Annotated in this window: 17 protein-coding genes; 3 read left to right on the top strand and 14 right to left on the bottom strand. The window is 59.9% G+C overall.

The features are described 5' to 3' along the window. Position 1: 1 nt before the first annotated feature. The 9 genes from ACZ9H3_RS20445 to ffh form a co-directional block, all read right to left on the bottom strand. The gene (locus ACZ9H3_RS20445; protein WP_102052906.1) at positions 2 to 1,306 is read right to left on the bottom strand and encodes a homoserine dehydrogenase; all 1,305 of its coding nucleotides are present in this window, start codon (positions 1,304 to 1,306) and stop codon (positions 2 to 4) included. 79 nt (positions 1,307 to 1,385) lie between these two features. Then, a complete protein-coding gene (locus tag ACZ9H3_RS20440; protein ID WP_065759959.1) occupies positions 1,386 to 2,117 on the bottom strand; it encodes a thioredoxin fold domain-containing protein in 732 nt (243 codons plus the stop codon). 136 nt (positions 2,118 to 2,253) lie between these two features. Beyond that, positions 2,254 to 3,150, bottom strand: coding sequence for a site-specific tyrosine recombinase XerD (gene xerD / locus ACZ9H3_RS20435; RefSeq protein ID WP_065759960.1), 897 nt, complete (start codon positions 3,148 to 3,150; stop codon positions 2,254 to 2,256). Positions 3,151 to 3,270: 120 nt separating this feature from the next. After that, positions 3,271 to 3,678 (bottom strand): acyl-CoA thioesterase, encoded by a 408-nt coding sequence (locus ACZ9H3_RS20430; protein WP_476222260.1) that lies wholly within the window; start codon positions 3,676 to 3,678, stop codon positions 3,271 to 3,273. Between the two features lie 94 nt (positions 3,679 to 3,772). After that, a complete protein-coding gene (gene rplS / locus ACZ9H3_RS20425) occupies positions 3,773 to 4,123 on the bottom strand; it encodes a 50S ribosomal protein L19 (protein ID WP_065759961.1) in 351 nt (116 codons plus the stop codon). 42 nt (positions 4,124 to 4,165) lie between these two features. Beyond that, a complete protein-coding gene (trmD, locus tag ACZ9H3_RS20420; RefSeq protein WP_065759962.1) occupies positions 4,166 to 4,918 on the bottom strand; it encodes a tRNA (guanosine(37)-N1)-methyltransferase TrmD in 753 nt (250 codons plus the stop codon). A 3-nt stretch (positions 4,919 to 4,921) separates the two neighbouring features. Further along, the gene (rimM, locus tag ACZ9H3_RS20415; protein ID WP_476222257.1) at positions 4,922 to 5,458 is read right to left on the bottom strand and encodes a ribosome maturation factor RimM; all 537 of its coding nucleotides are present in this window, start codon (positions 5,456 to 5,458) and stop codon (positions 4,922 to 4,924) included. 5 nt (positions 5,459 to 5,463) lie between these two features. Next, positions 5,464 to 5,715, bottom strand: a complete 252-nt coding sequence (gene rpsP, locus ACZ9H3_RS20410; RefSeq protein ID WP_065759964.1) for a 30S ribosomal protein S16 — start codon at positions 5,713 to 5,715, stop codon at positions 5,464 to 5,466. A gap of 245 nt (positions 5,716 to 5,960) precedes the next feature. Next, positions 5,961 to 7,337, bottom strand: a complete 1,377-nt coding sequence (gene ffh / locus ACZ9H3_RS20405) for a signal recognition particle protein (protein ID WP_065759965.1) — start codon at positions 7,335 to 7,337, stop codon at positions 5,961 to 5,963. Between the two features lie 196 nt (positions 7,338 to 7,533). Here ffh and ACZ9H3_RS20400 point away from each other — a divergent pair, with 196 nt between their 5' ends. The 3 genes from ACZ9H3_RS20400 (at position 7,534) to ACZ9H3_RS20390 (ending at position 11,159) form a co-directional block, all read left to right on the top strand. Beyond that, complete coding sequence (locus ACZ9H3_RS20400) at positions 7,534 to 8,346, top strand: cytochrome C assembly family protein (protein ID WP_065759966.1); 813 nt, start codon at positions 7,534 to 7,536, stop codon at positions 8,344 to 8,346. Between the two features lie 13 nt (positions 8,347 to 8,359). Further along, positions 8,360 to 9,580 (top strand): transporter associated domain-containing protein, encoded by a 1,221-nt coding sequence (locus ACZ9H3_RS20395; RefSeq protein ID WP_476222254.1) that lies wholly within the window; start codon positions 8,360 to 8,362, stop codon positions 9,578 to 9,580. A gap of 274 nt (positions 9,581 to 9,854) precedes the next feature. Next, the gene (locus ACZ9H3_RS20390; protein ID WP_099773674.1) at positions 9,855 to 11,159 is read left to right on the top strand and encodes an MFS transporter; all 1,305 of its coding nucleotides are present in this window, start codon (positions 9,855 to 9,857) and stop codon (positions 11,157 to 11,159) included. 75 nt (positions 11,160 to 11,234) lie between these two features. Here ACZ9H3_RS20390 and purT read toward each other — a convergent pair whose 3' ends face one another. From purT to ACZ9H3_RS20365, 5 genes are all read right to left on the bottom strand, one after another. Then, a complete protein-coding gene (purT, locus tag ACZ9H3_RS20385; RefSeq protein WP_065759968.1) occupies positions 11,235 to 12,416 on the bottom strand; it encodes a formate-dependent phosphoribosylglycinamide formyltransferase in 1,182 nt (393 codons plus the stop codon). A gap of 95 nt (positions 12,417 to 12,511) precedes the next feature. Continuing rightward, a complete protein-coding gene (locus ACZ9H3_RS20380; RefSeq protein ID WP_065759969.1) occupies positions 12,512 to 12,979 on the bottom strand; it encodes a VUT family protein in 468 nt (155 codons plus the stop codon). 52 nt (positions 12,980 to 13,031) lie between these two features. Continuing rightward, complete coding sequence (locus ACZ9H3_RS20375) at positions 13,032 to 13,244, bottom strand: DUF1289 domain-containing protein (protein ID WP_454242168.1); 213 nt, start codon at positions 13,242 to 13,244, stop codon at positions 13,032 to 13,034. Continuing rightward, complete coding sequence (locus ACZ9H3_RS20370; RefSeq protein ID WP_065759971.1) at positions 13,244 to 13,768, bottom strand: gamma carbonic anhydrase family protein; 525 nt, start codon at positions 13,766 to 13,768, stop codon at positions 13,244 to 13,246. The genes ACZ9H3_RS20375 and ACZ9H3_RS20370 overlap by 1 nt, the downstream gene beginning before the upstream one ends. Positions 13,769 to 13,808: 40 nt before the next feature. Continuing rightward, a complete protein-coding gene (locus tag ACZ9H3_RS20365) occupies positions 13,809 to 14,408 on the bottom strand; it encodes a CoA pyrophosphatase (protein WP_065759972.1) in 600 nt (199 codons plus the stop codon). Positions 14,409 to 14,540: the final 132 nt, after the last annotated feature.

Below are 14,540 nucleotides of genomic sequence, written 5' to 3'. Positions count from 1 at the left end.
CTCAGTTCAGTTGTTCGACGCGAATACGCACCACGTTGCCCACGACATCCTGCAGGGCTTCCAGCGCGGTGATGGCGTCGTTCATACGCTGCTCGAGCACTCGGTGAGTCAGCAGGATCATCGGTACCAGGCCGTCGTGTTCCTCGACTTCCTTCTGCATGATCGATTCGATATTGATACCGCGCTCCGAAAGGATGCTCGCCACCTGGGCCAGCACGCCCGGATGATCCTTGGCCTGAATACGCAAGTAGTAAGCACTTTCGCAGGCTTCGATCGGCAGAATCGGGTGAGCAGACAGCGAGTCTGGCTGGAACGCCAGGTGCGGCACGCGGTTTTCCGGGTCCGAGGTCATGGCACGAACCACGTCCACCAGGTCGGCAATAACCGAAGAGGCGGTCGGTTCCATGCCGGCACCCGCGCCGTAGAACAAGGTCGAACCCGCCGCATCGCCATTGACCATCACAGCGTTCATCACGCCGTTGACATTGGCGATCAGGCGGTCCGACGGAATCAGGGTCGGATGGACGCGCAGCTCGATACCATTGGCAGTGCTGCGGGCCACGCCCAGGTGCTTGATGCGATAGCCCAGTGCCTCGGCGTAGTTGACGTCAGCCGTGGTCAACTTGGTGATGCCTTCGGTATAGGCCTTGTCGAACTGCAGCGGAATACCAAAGGCGATGGACGCCAGAATGGTCAACTTGTGCGCCGCGTCGATACCTTCGACGTCGAAGGTCGGATCGGCTTCGGCGTAGCCCAATGCCTGGGCTTCGGCCAGCACATCAGGGAATGCACGGCCTTTCTCGCGCATTTCGGTGAGGATGAAGTTGCCGGTGCCGTTGATGATCCCGGCAACCCAGTTGATGCGGTTGGCCGAGAGGCCTTCGCGAATCGCCTTGATCACCGGAATGCCGCCTGCAACGGCAGCTTCGAAGGCGACGATAACGCCCTTCTCGCGGGCCTTGGCGAAAATTTCGTTGCCATGCACTGCGATCAGCGCCTTGTTCGCGGTGACCACGTGCTTGCCATTCTCGATGGCCTTGAGCACCAGGTCGCGGGCGATGGTGTAACCGCCGATCAACTCGATGACGATATCAATCTCAGGGTTGCTCGCGACCTCGAACACGTCAGCGGTAATGGGGGTACCGGTAATCTGGCAATTCGGGTTTTGCGAACGCATGGCAATTTGTGCCACTTCGATTCCACGCCCGGCGCGGCGGGCAATCTCCTCGGCGTTACGCTGAAGTACATTGAAGGTACCGCCACCGACGGTCCCCAACCCACAGATGCCTACTTTGACCGGTTTCACTGTGAACTCCCCATTAAACGACCGGCATGAGGCCGGTCGTGAAAACAGCCACGACCTCAGGTCGCGGCTCGCGATTGAATTACTTGTCGGCCAACGCCAGCTTGGCCACTTGCGCAGCTGGTTGGTAACCTGGAATCACCTGACCGTTCTCCAGCACGATGGCTGGTGTGCCGTTGACGCCGATCGACTGACCCAGCTGGAACTGCTTGCTGACCGGGTTGGCACACTTGGCCGCCTTGATTTCCTTGCCGTCGATCATCTTGTCCAGTGCACCCTTGCGGTCGCTGGAACACCAGACCGCCTGCAACTGCTCATCGCCCGGTGAGCCAAGGCCCTGACGCGGGAAGGCGACATAACGCACTTCAATGCCGCGCTTGTTCAGCTCAGGCACTTCAGCGTGCAACTTGTGGCAGTACGGGCAGGTGGTGTCGGTAAAAACGGTAATGTGCGACTTGGCTTGGCCAACCGCAGGATAAACCACCATTTCTCCGGCTGGAATGCCGTTGATGGTCTTGGCGATTGCCTGGCGCTCGGCTTTCTCGGTCAGATTGACCGGCTTGCCATCCTGGATCTGAAACAGGTAGCCCTGCATGACAAACTGGCCATCGGCACTGGCATAAAGCACACGGCCGCCCTTGAGCTTGACCTCATACAGGCCATTGAGCGGGCTGGCCGCAACGCTCTCCACTGGCACATCCAGCTCAAGCGACTGCAGGGTCTTGCGAATGGTCTGCTCGGCCTCATCGGCAGCCGCGGCAAAGGTACTGACCAACGCCAGTGCGGCGGCGGCAAAAATCTGGGTCACGCGCATGGGAACTCCTGAAGGCGGACAAGGGCTCTGGACAGCCAGACCGTGCTGGAAACACGCGGGGCCATCGCCTGAAAAGCTAAACCGTCCAAGCCTACCACAGAAGCCGCGCCACTCCGACTGTGTACGACATATGCCCTCAACCCCGCGGGTGATGCTGTGCATGCAGTTCCTGCAAGCGTGCCCTGGCCACGTGGGTATAGATTTGCGTGGTCGACAGGTCGCTGTGCCCCAACAGCATCTGCACTACGCGCAGGTCTGCGCCGTGATTGAGCAAATGGGTGGCAAACGCATGGCGCAAGGTATGCGGTGACAATGCCTTGTCGATCCCGGCGACCAGCGCCTGGTGCTTGATCCGATGCCAGAACGTCTGACGAGTCATCTGCTCGCCGCGCTGACTCGGAAACAGCACATCGCTAGGACGTTCACCCAGCAGCTCATTGCGGCCGTTACGCAAAAACCGCTCGACCCACACCACCGCCTCCTCCCCCATCGGCACCAGGCGCTCCTTGCTGCCCTTGCCCATCACCCGCAATACCCCTTGGCGCAGGTTGACCTGGTCAAGGGTCAGGCTGACCAGCTCGGTCACCCGCAAACCACAGGCATACAGCACTTCGAGCATGGCACGGTCACGCTGGCCAATAGGCTGGCTGAGGTCGGGGGCCTTCAGCAGGGCTTCGACATCAGCTTCCGATAGCGACTTGGGCAACGGCCTGCCCAACTGTGGCATCTCCACCAACAATGTAGGGTCGGTAGCAATCAGCTTCTCCCGCAATAGGTAACGGTAGAAGCCACGCAAGCCCGATAGAAACCGCGCTGTCGAACGCGGCTTGTAAGCCTGATCGAGGCGCCAGGCCAAATGATCGAGAATCAACTCTCGGCCAGCATCAGGCAACGCAATGCCTTTTTCCTGAAGCCAGCCGTTAAACAAGGCCAGGTCGCTTCGATAGGACTCACGGGTATTGTCGGCCAGGCCCTTTTCCAACCACAGGGCATCGAGGAACTGGTCAATCAGCGGGTGTTCTAGAGCGGGCATGTGAACTCAATGGCAGGCAAACGAAACAACGTAATGCCGTTAGTCTTCCATAACACTGCCAGCCTGGGAAACCCGAATAAACAAACGCTGCACGCGTCAGCCTGCACCCCCAGGCTTCAGCTAGAACCCTGGCAGTACTGGAACCGGGCGTTTCTCCTCGTCTATCGCAACAAAGCTGAACAGGCCATGGATAGCCTTTTCACGCCCATCGCAGATCATGCTCTCGACAAAGACTTCAACTTCAACCTTGAGGCTGGTGTTACCCACCTTGACCACACGCCCCACCAACTCAACAATCGAACCCGCCGCGATCGGGTGCTTGAAATCGATACGGTCAGTGGAGACGGTAACCAGCGGCAACCGGCAAAAACGCGTGGCCGCGATGAACGACACTTCATCCATCCAGGCCAGCGCGGTGCCACCGAACAAGGTGTTGTGGTGGTTGGTGGTCGACGGGAATACCGCCTTGGTTACACGGGTCACCGACAATTCGGTACGACGCTCGATTTCCTGCTCTCTACTACTCATCAACATCACATCTTGGAAAAATTTCGGGCAACAAAAAAGCAGCCCGAAGGCTGCTTTTTTCGCATGGCGGCCGCAGCCGCCGGTCAAACTGGACTTAAGCCAGTTTTTCCTTGATGCGAGCGGCTTTACCGGACAGGTCGCGCAGGTAGTACAGCTTGGCTTTACGCACGTCACCACGACGTTTCACGGCCAGGCTGTCGATTTGCGGGCTGTAGGTCTGGAAAGTACGCTCAACGCCAACACCGTTGGAGATCTTGCGAACAGTGAAAGCACTGTTCAGACCACGGTTACGCTTGGCGATAACAACGCCTTCGAAAGCCTGCAGACGAGCGCGATCACCTTCCTTCACTTTCACCTGAACGACGATGGTGTCGCCCGGGGCAAAGGTCGGGATCTCTTTGGTCATCTGCTCAGCTTCGATCTGCTGAATGATTTTGTTGGTCATGCTGTGCTCCTAAGGTAAATCGTCGGATCTACCATCGATACGTTAACTATCGTCCCGCCCGCGGAGATACTCCTCGAGCAGCTTCTTCTCTTCTCCAGAAAGTGAGCGACTTTCCAGAAGATCGGCGCGTCGTTCATAGGTCCGCCCAAGGGACTGCTGTAAACGCCATCGCCGGATGTGTGCATGGTTGCCACTTAGCAACACGTCGGGAACACGCTGATCCGCATACACCTCCGGACGGGTGTAATGCGGGCAATCAAGCAGACCATCGGTGAAGGAGTCTTCCTCCGCCGAGTCCGCATGCCCTAAAGCTCCGGGCAGCAGCCGCGTAACCGCATCGATCAGTACCATCGCCGGCAGCTCGCCGCCAGACAGGACATAGTCACCAATCGACCACTCTTCATCGACATGAGCTTCAATAAAACGCTCGTCAATGCCTTCATAACGACCGGCAATCAGAATCAACGATTCAGACTTGGCCAGGTCTTTAACCGCCGACTGAGTCAGCCTACGGCCTTGTGGCGACAGGTAAATAACCTTCGCCGCCCCCCCGGTTGCCTGCCTGGCATTCACCAAGGCATCTTCCAGAGGCTTGATCTTCATTACCATCCCCGGACCACCGCCAAACGGCCGATCATCCACCGTATGGTGACGATCTGTGGTGTAGTCCCGCGGGTTCCAGCAGGTCAGTTGCAACAACCCCTGTTTCACCGCGCGGCTGGTAATGCCGTACTCACTGATGGCCGAGAACATCTCGGGGAACAACGTGATGACTTCTACGCGCAGGCTCGCCATTGCTTAGAAATCCGCGTCCCAATCCACCCTCATTTCACCTGCACCCAGGTCGATAGCCAGCACGCATTGCTCTGTATAGGGCAACAACCGCTCGCGATCATCCAGGCTGCCAGCACAGGGCTTGACCACCATTACATCGTTCGCGCCGGTCTCCAACAGGTGATCGATCTTCCCGAACAGTTGCCCGAGTTGGTCGATGACTTTCAGACCCACCAGCTGGTACCAGTAGTACTCGCCGTTGGTCAGGTTGGGCAAAAGGCTACGTGAGATGCAAATCTCATAACCGCTCAGAAGACGCGCTTCATCACGATCATCGAGCCCCTTGAGCTTCGCGACCAGGTCCTTTTGAGTGGAACGGCCACTGACCAGCTCTACCTGTTTTACCGAACCGTCACGACGAAGCGTCCAGTCACGGTACGACAACAGGTTTTCAATCGGATCGGTAAAGGAATAAACCTTCACCTCGCCGCGAACGCCGTGAACCGAAAAAATCTTGCCAACAACGATCAGGTCATCAGCACTTTCTGGCGTCGCGTTCATACTGCTCAGGCAGCAGCCTTAGCAGCGTCCTTCAGCAGCTGAGCAACACGCTCAGACGGCTGTGCACCTTGGCTCAGCCAGTAGGTGGCGCGCTCTTGGTTCACGGACAGACGAACTTCACCACCGGCAGCAACCGGGTTGAAGAAGCCAATACGCTCAACGAAACGACCGTCGCGCGCATTGCGGCTGTTGGTCACGGTGAGGTGGTAGAACGGGCGCTTTTTGGAGCCGCCACGGGCAAGACGGATGGTTACCATGTGAACATCATTCCTGTAGTCGGTGCTGCAAATCTGTAATGCACAGCGGGCACGGGTGCCCGAAAGGCCGCATATTCTCAAGGAATATACGGACTTTTGCAAATGCCTTTTTCCGGCGACCCCAGGGGCGCCTTGCAGATTTGCCAGTTGTGCCGCTGCTGACAGCGGCGTTTGTATCCGCCAATGGCGGAACCCAGTGCATCGGTACAGGCCCAACAGGCCCGACCGACGCCTTGAATTTGAGGTTACAGCTTCGGCATGCCGCCGCCTGGCATCATGCCGCCCAGGCCACGCATCATTTTCGCCATACCGCCTTTGGCGGAGAACTTCTTCATCATTTTCTGCATTTGCTTGTGCTGCTTGATCAAGCGACCGATGTCCTGCACCTGGGTACCGGAACCGATGGCGATGCGGCGCTTGCGCGAACCGCTGATCATCTCGGGGTCACGGCGCTCGGCCGGGGTCATCGAGTTGATGATCGCTTCCATCTGCTTGAACTGCTTCTCGGCCGCGCCCTGGGCACTGCCCATCTGCGCCAGGTTGACCCCACCGATGCTTGGCAGCTTGTCCATCAGGCCGCCGAGGCCGCCCATGTTCTTCATTTGCTGAAGCTGGTCACGGAAGTCTTCGAGGTCGAAGCCCTTGCCCTTCTTCAGCTTCTTGGCCAGCTTGTCGGCCTTTTCCTTGTCGAGGGTCTGCTCGGCCTGCTCGATCAGGCTGAGCACGTCACCCATACCCAGGATTCGCGAGGCGATACGGTCTGGGTGGAAGGGCTCGAGGGCTTCGGTCTTCTCGCCCATACCGATGAATTTGATCGGCTTGCCGGTAATCGCACGCACCGACAGTGCAGCACCACCACGGGCATCGCCGTCGACCTTGGTCAGCACCACACCGGTCAGGGGCAGCGCATCACCGAAGGCCTTGGCCGTGTTCGCCGCATCCTGACCGGTCATGGCATCAACCACGAACAGGGTCTCGATCGGCTTGACCGCGGCGTGCAGCTGCTTGATCTCGGCCATCATCTCGGCGTCGACGTGCAGGCGACCGGCGGTATCGACGATCACCACGTCGATGAACTTCAGCTTGGCTTCGCGAATTGCCGCTTCAGCGATAGCTACCGGCTTCTGGCTGATATCCGACGGAAAGAACGTCACGCCGATATCGTTGGCCAGGGTTTCCAGCTGCTTGATTGCCGCAGGACGGTAGACGTCGGCAGACACCACCATCACGGTCTTTTTCTTGCGCTCTTTAAGGAAGCGCGCCAGCTTGCCGGCGGTGGTGGTTTTACCCGCACCCTGCAAGCCGGCCATCAGGACTACGGCAGGTGGAGCGGCATTGAGCGCCAGGTCTTCGTTGGCCGCACCCATCAGGCCTTCAAGCTCGGCCTGGACGATCTTCACGAACGCCTGGCCTGGTGTCAGGCTGCGCGACACTTCAGTGCCGACCGCACGCTCCTTGACCTTGTTGACGAAATCCTTGACCACCGGCAGGGCGACGTCGGCCTCGAGCAACGCCATGCGCACTTCACGCAGGGTGTCTTTGATGTTGTCTTCGGTCAGTTTGGCTTTGCCGGTGACATGGCGCAGCGTCTGTGACAGACGGTCGGTCAAGTTTTCAAACATGGGGATCCTTTCAGGCTCTGTTGAACCGAGGTTTATCAGCTGCCTCTGGCGCGCTCGGCCAGCCTAGGGCGAAGGCAGGCCGACGATTATAACGAAGACTGAGCACTAAGCACACCAGGCCGTCGGCTTGCAGTCTTCCTTGGTGCACGCGTTCTATGCCAAACTCAGTTTCTTTCGGGCTTGCCTAACAGGACTTATGCTCCCCTTGTCACCCAGTCTGCTACCCAATCTGATCGCCGCCTGCCTCTACGCCGCCGCGACCCTCTATCACGGTACACGCCTCGCACAGGGCACCAAGGCCAACAAACGCCTGCTCAGCCTGCTAGGCTGCTTTGCCGTTGCCGCACAAGGCACCGCACTGTACTGCCAACTGCTGACGCCGCTGGGCTTGAGCCTGGACTTTTTCAGTGCCGCCAGCCTGATCGCGACGGCGGTGATCACCTTGACGCTGGTCGCCTGCCTGCGCATCCCGGTGGAAAACCTGCTGGTATTACTGTTCCCACTCGGGCTGGTCACCGCCTTGAGTGCGCAGTTCGCACCTGCCGGCACGCCGCCGCTGATCAATGAAGAACCAGGCATCCTTGCGCATATCCTGCTGTCGATCCTGGCCTACGGCATGTTCACCATCGCCGTATTCCAGGCACTGCTGCTACTGCTGCAGGACCACCAGCTCAAGCACAAGCACCCTTCTGGCCTGATCAAGAACTTCCCACCCCTCCAAACCATGGAAAGCCTGCTGTTTGGCTTTCTCTGGGCCGGCTGGGGGCTGCTGTCGCTCTCGCTGATCTCCGGCTGGCTGTTCGTCGAGAACCTCTTTGCCCAACACCTGGTGCATAAAACGCTACTGGCCTGCCTGGCCTGGATCGTGTTCAGCGTGCTGCTCTGGGGACGCAACCGCCTTGGCTGGCGCGGGCACAAGGCGATCCGCTGGACCCTGGCCGGTTTCTGCCTGCTGATGCTGGCCTATTTCGGCAGCAAGCTGGTACGCGAATTCATCCTGCATATCTGACAGGCCGCCACCTATGGACAACCTGCCACTAGGCCCTCTGCTCGGCGCACTGGCGCTGGCACTGATATGGTCGGCACTCTTCGCCACAGTGGACGCGGCCCGACAGCAGATGCTGCAGCGGCGCAACGGTCAGCAAGGCGAGCGACCCCTCCTGGAATTGCCCTTGTCCGCCCTGATCCTCTGCGCCAGCCTCGGCAAACTGCTGGTGTTTGCCCTGGCCGTGCAGCTTGGCCTGCGCTGCATGGGCGATACCGGCTTCTGGGCAGGCGCCGCAGCCGCAGCCGCAGCCCTGCTGGTGTTCGCCGAGTACATGCCTCGCCGGCTGGCGCGACGCTGCCCAGAGGCAATCGTTGGCCTCGGCAACAGCCTGCTCAAGTACCCACTGCACGCCATTCAACCACTGGCCTGCCTGTTCGATGGTATTGCCCGCCTGCTGATACGCCCCTTTGCCCTGAAGGCCAATACGGTCAGCCAGCACGACAACAGCGAGCAGGATACGCACAGCGAGCAGGACGCCGCACTGGACCACAGCCACCACAAAGCCCCGCTGCTCCATAGCCTGCAGACCCTGGACAAGGTGACGGTCAACGACATCCTGGTGCCGCGCAACGACGTGGACGGCATTAACCTGGATGATCCGATCGAAACCATCATCGAACAGCTGATCATCAGCCGCCACACGCGCCTGCCGGTGTTCCACAGCGACATCAACCAGGTCGAAGCAGTACTCAACACCCGGCAGATCAGCCACCTGCTCCCCAAGGGCGAACTGACCAAGGAAATCTTGCTGGCAACCTGCTACGAACCGTACTTCGTCCCCGAAAGCACGCCCCTGCAGTTGCAGTTGCTGAATTTCCACAAACAGCAGCGCCGCCTCGGCGTGGTGGTCGACGAATATGGTGAAGTGCTGGGCATCGTCACCCTGGAGGACATCCTCGAAGAGATCGTCGGCGAGTTTGAGGATGAACACAGCCTGGACAACCCGCATATCCATCCGCAGGCCGACGGCCGTTTTGTCATCGAAGGCGCTGCTTCGTTGCGCGAACTGAACCGCTGCCTCGGCTGGCACCTGCCCAGCGATGGGCCCAAAACGCTCAACGGGCTGGTTACCGAGGCCCTGGAAAGCATCCCCGAAAGCGCTGTATGCCTGAAAATAGGCCGATATCGCATGGAAATCCTCGAAACCGAGGACAATTGCGCCAGTCGCGTGCTGGTCTGGACAGTAACCCGTTAGCTATACTCGATGCACGCTTACCCAGCCCAGCCGTAACGCCCGCTACCCGCATCCGGCGAATCTCGGCCAGTCAGCCTGACTGAACATTGCGCGCTTTACCGGCAGCGGCTCAAACCCCGACCCACTGCTCGCGCCCGCCCCCATCCCCAGAGGGCGCATGTTCATTGGCACCTCAATAACGCATAACTAAAACAGCTTCGACGCCTGCGAGTACTCGCCTTGCATTGCGCACACTCGCCGGCCCATGGAGCACTTGACTGTCAGGGATCATTGAATGACAACCACCCACACCTACGACGGCACAACCGCAGCCGCCCCAGGCAACTCGCCCGCACGCGTCGCGACCGCGAGCTTTATCGGCACCGCCATCGAGTTCTACGATTTTTACGTCTATGCCACCGCCGCTGCATTGGTCATCGGCCCGGTATTCTTTCCCCAGACCTCCAGCACCGCGCAGATGCTTTCGGCCTTCCTGACGTTTGGTATCGCGTTTCTGGCACGCCCCCTGGGTTCGGCGCTGTTCGGCCACTTCGGTGACCGCATCGGGCGCAAGTCGACCCTGGTCGCCTCGTTACTGCTGATGGGCGTCTGCACCACACTGATCGGCGTACTGCCCGGCTACGACAGCATCGGAGCCTGGGCACCGGTCCTGCTCTGCGTGCTGCGCTTCGGCCAAGGCCTTGGCCTGGGCGGGGAATGGGGCGGGGCGGCATTGCTGGCCACCGAGAATGCGCCAAAGGGCAAACGCGCCTGGTTTGGCATGTTCCCTCAACTAGGACCATCGATAGGCTTCCTGGCGGCCAATGGCCTGTTCCTGACCCTGGCCTTGCTGCTGACCGATGAACAATTCCGTAGCTGGGGCTGGCGCATTCCGTTCCTGCTCAGCGCCGCACTGGTCATTGTCGGCCTCTACGTGCGCCTGCAACTGGAAGAAACCCCGGTATTCGCCAAGGCAGTCGCTCGCCACGAACGCGTCAAAATGCCCGTCATAGAGCTGTTCTCCCAGTATTGGGCGCCCATGCTGCTGGGTGCTGCGGCCATGGTGGTGTGCTATGCCCTGTTCTACATTTCCACCGTATTCTCACTGAGCTATGGCGTATCGACGCTTGGCTATAGCCGCGAGAGCTTCCTGGGCATGCTGTGCTTCGCCGTGCTGTTCATGGCCCTGGCCACGCCACTGTCGGCCTGGCTCAGCGACCGTTACGGCCGCAAGCCTGTGCTGATTGGCGGTGGCATTCTGGCCATCCTGTCGGGTTTCACCATGGAGCCCTTGCTGACTCAGGGTTCGACCACTGGTGTAGCCCTGTTCCTGGCTATCGAGCTGTTTCTGATGGGCGTGACATTTGCGCCGATGGGCGCGCTGCTACCAGAGCTGTTCCCGACCCATGTGCGCTACACCGGGGCTTCGGCAGCCTATAACCTAGGTGGCATCGTCGGCGCATCGGCAGCACCGTTCTTTGCCCAGAAACTGGTGAGCATGGGGGGCTTGAGCTGGGTGGGAGGCTATGTTTCGGCGGCGGCTCTGCTGAGCCTGATTGCCGTGCTGTGCCTGAAAGAAACGCGACATTCGGAGCTTTAAGCGCTGCACTGCAGCTCATCGCTAGCAAGCCTGCCTCCAGCAGGAGTCAGGCTTGCTAGCGAGGGTGCTTAAACCTTACAACTCAACCTTGACCGCTTGCGAAGCGCGGGTCGCCTTGGCCCGGGCGGCCTCGATCGACTCGTCACGCGCCAGACACACACCCATGCGGCGCTGACCATTCACCTCCGGTTTGCCAAACAGACGCAGCGCGGTATCCGGCTCGCTCAGCGCGGCGCCCAGATTGGCAAATGCGGTCTGCTGCGACTGCCCCTCAACCAGAATGACCGCCGACGCCGACGGGCCAAACTGACGAATCAACGGGATTGGCAGGCCAAGAATGGCACGCGCATGCAGGGCGAACTGCGACAGGTCCTGGGAAATCAGGGTAACCAGACCGGTATCATGCGGGCGCGGCGATACTTCGCTGAACCACACTTGATCGCCTTTGACGAACAGCTCGACACCGAACAGGCCACGCCCGCCCAGGGCCTCAGTGACGGCCTTGGCTACGCGCTCAGACTCAGCCAGCGCCACCGGGCTCATTGCCTGCGGCTGCCAGGACTCTTGATAATCGCCCTTTTCCTGACGATGGCCGACAGGTGCGCAGAACGTCGTACCGCCAATGTGTCGCACGGTCAGCAAGGTGATTTCGTAGTCGAAGTCAATGAAGCCCTCGATGATCACCCGCCCCTTGCCGGCACGACCGCCCTCTTGAGCATAGTCCCAGGCCTTCTGCAGGTCATCGGCGCTCTTGAGCAGGCTTTGACCCTTGCCCGAAGAGCTCATCACCGGCTTGACCACGCACGGGAAGCCCAGGTCTTCAACAGCCTTGCGATAGTCTTCGAAGGTGTCGGCAAAATGATACGGCGAGGTCGGCAGATCGAGCTCTTCAGCGGCCAGACGACGGATGCCTTCACGGTTCATGGTCAATTGCGCAGCACGGGCTGTCGGCACCACGGTAAAGCCTTCAGCTTCCAGCTCGACCAGGGTCGCGGTGGCAATGGCTTCAATTTCCGGAACGATGTAGTGCGGCTTCTCGGCCTCGATCACAGCGCGCAGGGCAACACCATCAAGCATGTTGATCACATGACTACGGTGCGCCACCTGCATGGCCGGCGCATCGGCGTAACGGTCCACGGCAATCACTTCAACACCCAGGCGTTGCAGCTCGATTACCACTTCCTTGCCCAGCTCACCGCAGCCACACAGCAGTACGCGGGTCGCGGTCGGCGACAATGGGGTTCCGATACGGGTCATCTCAGGTCCTCAAAAGGAAGGAGTCCAGGGCCGCCCCGCGCTCGGTGCAACCCGGTAATAGGGGGCACATTTTACATGAACCGGGCATCTAAGCCTCAGCTGGCGTAGGCGTTTTTCCGCGCGCGCCAGGCCATCGCCAGCCAGACCACCGTCACACCGGCAAATTTGGAGCCCAATGCAGTACCGACTACCGCAGGCGTCAGCGCACCGATCATGCCGAAGAAGATAAAGGTGTCCAGCGGAATGCTCAGCGCCGAGCTGAGCCAGAGGCGGTCATGCAAGGGCCGCTTGGTGATACTGAAGACCAGCCAGTCGATGCACTCGGAGACCGCAAAGGCCGTGGCGCTGGCCAGGGCGATGGCCGGTTCGGAGGTGAGGTAGGACAGTACCAGCGCTGCCAGCATGGCGATCAGTGCGCCATGCCCAAAGCGGGTTTGCACCATATCGCGCAGGATAAACACCAGACCACCCCAGGCAGACCAGATGATGTCCAGGTGCGGGGCGCTGGAAAAGGCGTAGTTGATCAGCACGACACTGCTGATGTAAGCAATCAGAAAGAACATAGGGGCAACCGAAGGGCAAGCCGCACAGAATACTTGACCGCCCCGGTAAGGCTCAAGCCGATGGCTGGGCCGTCGACAGTATCAAACCCGCAGCCAGTGCGCGCTCGTGGCACAACAGCAGCACCTCACGCCGCTCACTGTTGTCCATGCGCCCCCAGCGCGTGATTTCACTGGCGGTACGCTGACAACCGGTACAGATATCCTGCTCGTCCAGTGCGCACACGTTGACACAAGGTGACGCCACCGGGCGCTCCGGGCTGACCATCATGCCTCCTGCTCAGCCAGATCACGGGCATAACGCTGTGCGTTGTGAACGTAGTGGGCCGCGCTGGCTTCAAGCATTTTCATCTGTGCTTCTGTCAGCTCGCGCACGACCTTGCCCGGCGAGCCCATGACCAAGGAGCCATCGGGGATCTCCTTGCCTTCGGGAATCAGTGCATTGGCGCCGATAATACAGTGCTTGCCGATACGCACGCCGTTGAGGATTACTGCGTTGATGCCGATCAGGCTGTAGTCACCCACCGTGCAGCCATGGAGCATGGCATTGTGACCAATCGTCACGCCCTTGCCGATGGTCAGCGGCGAACCCATGTCGGTGTGCATCACCGTACCGTCCTGAACGTTGCTGTTCTCGCCAATGTCGATCAGCTCGTTGTCACCACGCAGTACCGCACCGAACCAGACACTGGCGCCCGCCTGCAGGCGCACCTTGCCAATCAGCGTGGCAGTGGGCGCAGCCCAGCTCTGCGGATGAGCTTCGACCCGCAGGTCGCCCAGACGGTATTTCATGCGTGGTTCCTCACGATTGGATCATGGCGGGTGAGCCCGCTCAGATTGGAATGAAACGCTCTGGCGGCTTGTGCAAGCAGATGCCGGCATCGTAAACCAGATTGACCAGCTCGACGATCATGATCGCCGACAACCCCCAGATCTTGTATTCGCCGAATCGGTAGCTGGGCACATACCAACTGCGCCCCTGATAGTCGATGCGGTGCGTATGGTCGCGCGGGTCCTGACGAAAGAACGCCAGCGGCACAGTAAACACAGCGGCAATTTCAGCATCGTTGGCGCGGTACTCGACATAGTCGGGAATCACCCCGACAAAGGGCGTGACGCGCAAGCCGTGCAGGGAAATCAGTGGGCTTAACGGGCCGATGACCTCCACCAGGCCCGGCGGCAGGCCAATCTCCTCCTCGGCCTCGCGCAAGGCGGTGAAGATCAGGTCGGGGTCTTCCGGGTCGCGTCGACCACCCGGGAAGGCTACTTCACCACCATGGGTGGAAAGCCCCTTGGCGCGCAAGGTGAGCACCAGCTCAGGCTCGTCGCTGCGCGTGATGGGCAATAACACGGCGGCCTCGGGAAAACGTCGATCCGTCTCCAGGGTACTCGGTGTATGACTACTCACTCGGCGAAGTAACTCGTCCAGCATGGTCTCTCTCAACTCAAGGACTCTCCTCATCATGCACCAAATGCACCGCCCTGCCCAACCCCCTGCGGCAAACCCGCTTGCGGGCCTGCCGACACTGGCGCGAAGATAGGCCTAACCATCAGGATAATCCGA

The sequence above is a fragment of the Pseudomonas sp. TE3910 genome, assembly GCF_056279025.1.
The sequence above is the reverse complement of the archived record's forward strand: the minus strand, read 5'-3'. Positions and strand labels throughout refer to the sequence as shown.

Coding starts and splice junctions, on each gene's coding strand:
- purT (WP_065759968.1), bottom strand. CDS start 12,416: ATGACCCGTATCGGAACCCCATTGTCGCCGACCGCGACCCGCGTACTG.
- ACZ9H3_RS20365 (WP_065759972.1), bottom strand. CDS start 14,408: ATGCTGGACGAGTTACTTCGCCGAGTGAGTAGTCATACACCGAGTACC.
- rpsP (WP_065759964.1), bottom strand. CDS start 5,715: ATGGTAACCATCCGTCTTGCCCGTGGCGGCTCCAAAAAGCGCCCGTTC.
- rimM (WP_476222257.1), bottom strand. CDS start 5,458: ATGAACGCGACGCCAGAAAGTGCTGATGACCTGATCGTTGTTGGCAAG.
- ACZ9H3_RS20440 (WP_065759959.1), bottom strand. CDS start 2,117: ATGCGCGTGACCCAGATTTTTGCCGCCGCCGCACTGGCGTTGGTCAGT.
- ACZ9H3_RS20390 (WP_099773674.1), top strand. CDS start 9,855: ATGACAACCACCCACACCTACGACGGCACAACCGCAGCCGCCCCAGGC.
- rplS (WP_065759961.1), bottom strand. CDS start 4,123: ATGACCAACAAAATCATTCAGCAGATCGAAGCTGAGCAGATGACCAAA.
- ACZ9H3_RS20430 (WP_476222260.1), bottom strand. CDS start 3,678: ATGAGTAGTAGAGAGCAGGAAATCGAGCGTCGTACCGAATTGTCGGTG.
- ACZ9H3_RS20380 (WP_065759969.1), bottom strand. CDS start 12,979: ATGTTCTTTCTGATTGCTTACATCAGCAGTGTCGTGCTGATCAACTAC.
- ffh (WP_065759965.1), bottom strand. CDS start 7,337: ATGTTTGAAAACTTGACCGACCGTCTGTCACAGACGCTGCGCCATGTC.
- ACZ9H3_RS20395 (WP_476222254.1), top strand. CDS start 8,360: ATGGACAACCTGCCACTAGGCCCTCTGCTCGGCGCACTGGCGCTGGCA.
- ACZ9H3_RS20400 (WP_065759966.1), top strand. CDS start 7,534: ATGCTCCCCTTGTCACCCAGTCTGCTACCCAATCTGATCGCCGCCTGC.
- trmD (WP_065759962.1), bottom strand. CDS start 4,918: ATGGCGAGCCTGCGCGTAGAAGTCATCACGTTGTTCCCCGAGATGTTC.
- xerD (WP_065759960.1), bottom strand. CDS start 3,150: ATGCCCGCTCTAGAACACCCGCTGATTGACCAGTTCCTCGATGCCCTG.
- ACZ9H3_RS20370 (WP_065759971.1), bottom strand. CDS start 13,768: ATGAAATACCGTCTGGGCGACCTGCGGGTCGAAGCTCATCCGCAGAGC.
- ACZ9H3_RS20375 (WP_454242168.1), bottom strand. CDS start 13,244: ATGGTCAGCCCGGAGCGCCCGGTGGCGTCACCTTGTGTCAACGTGTGC.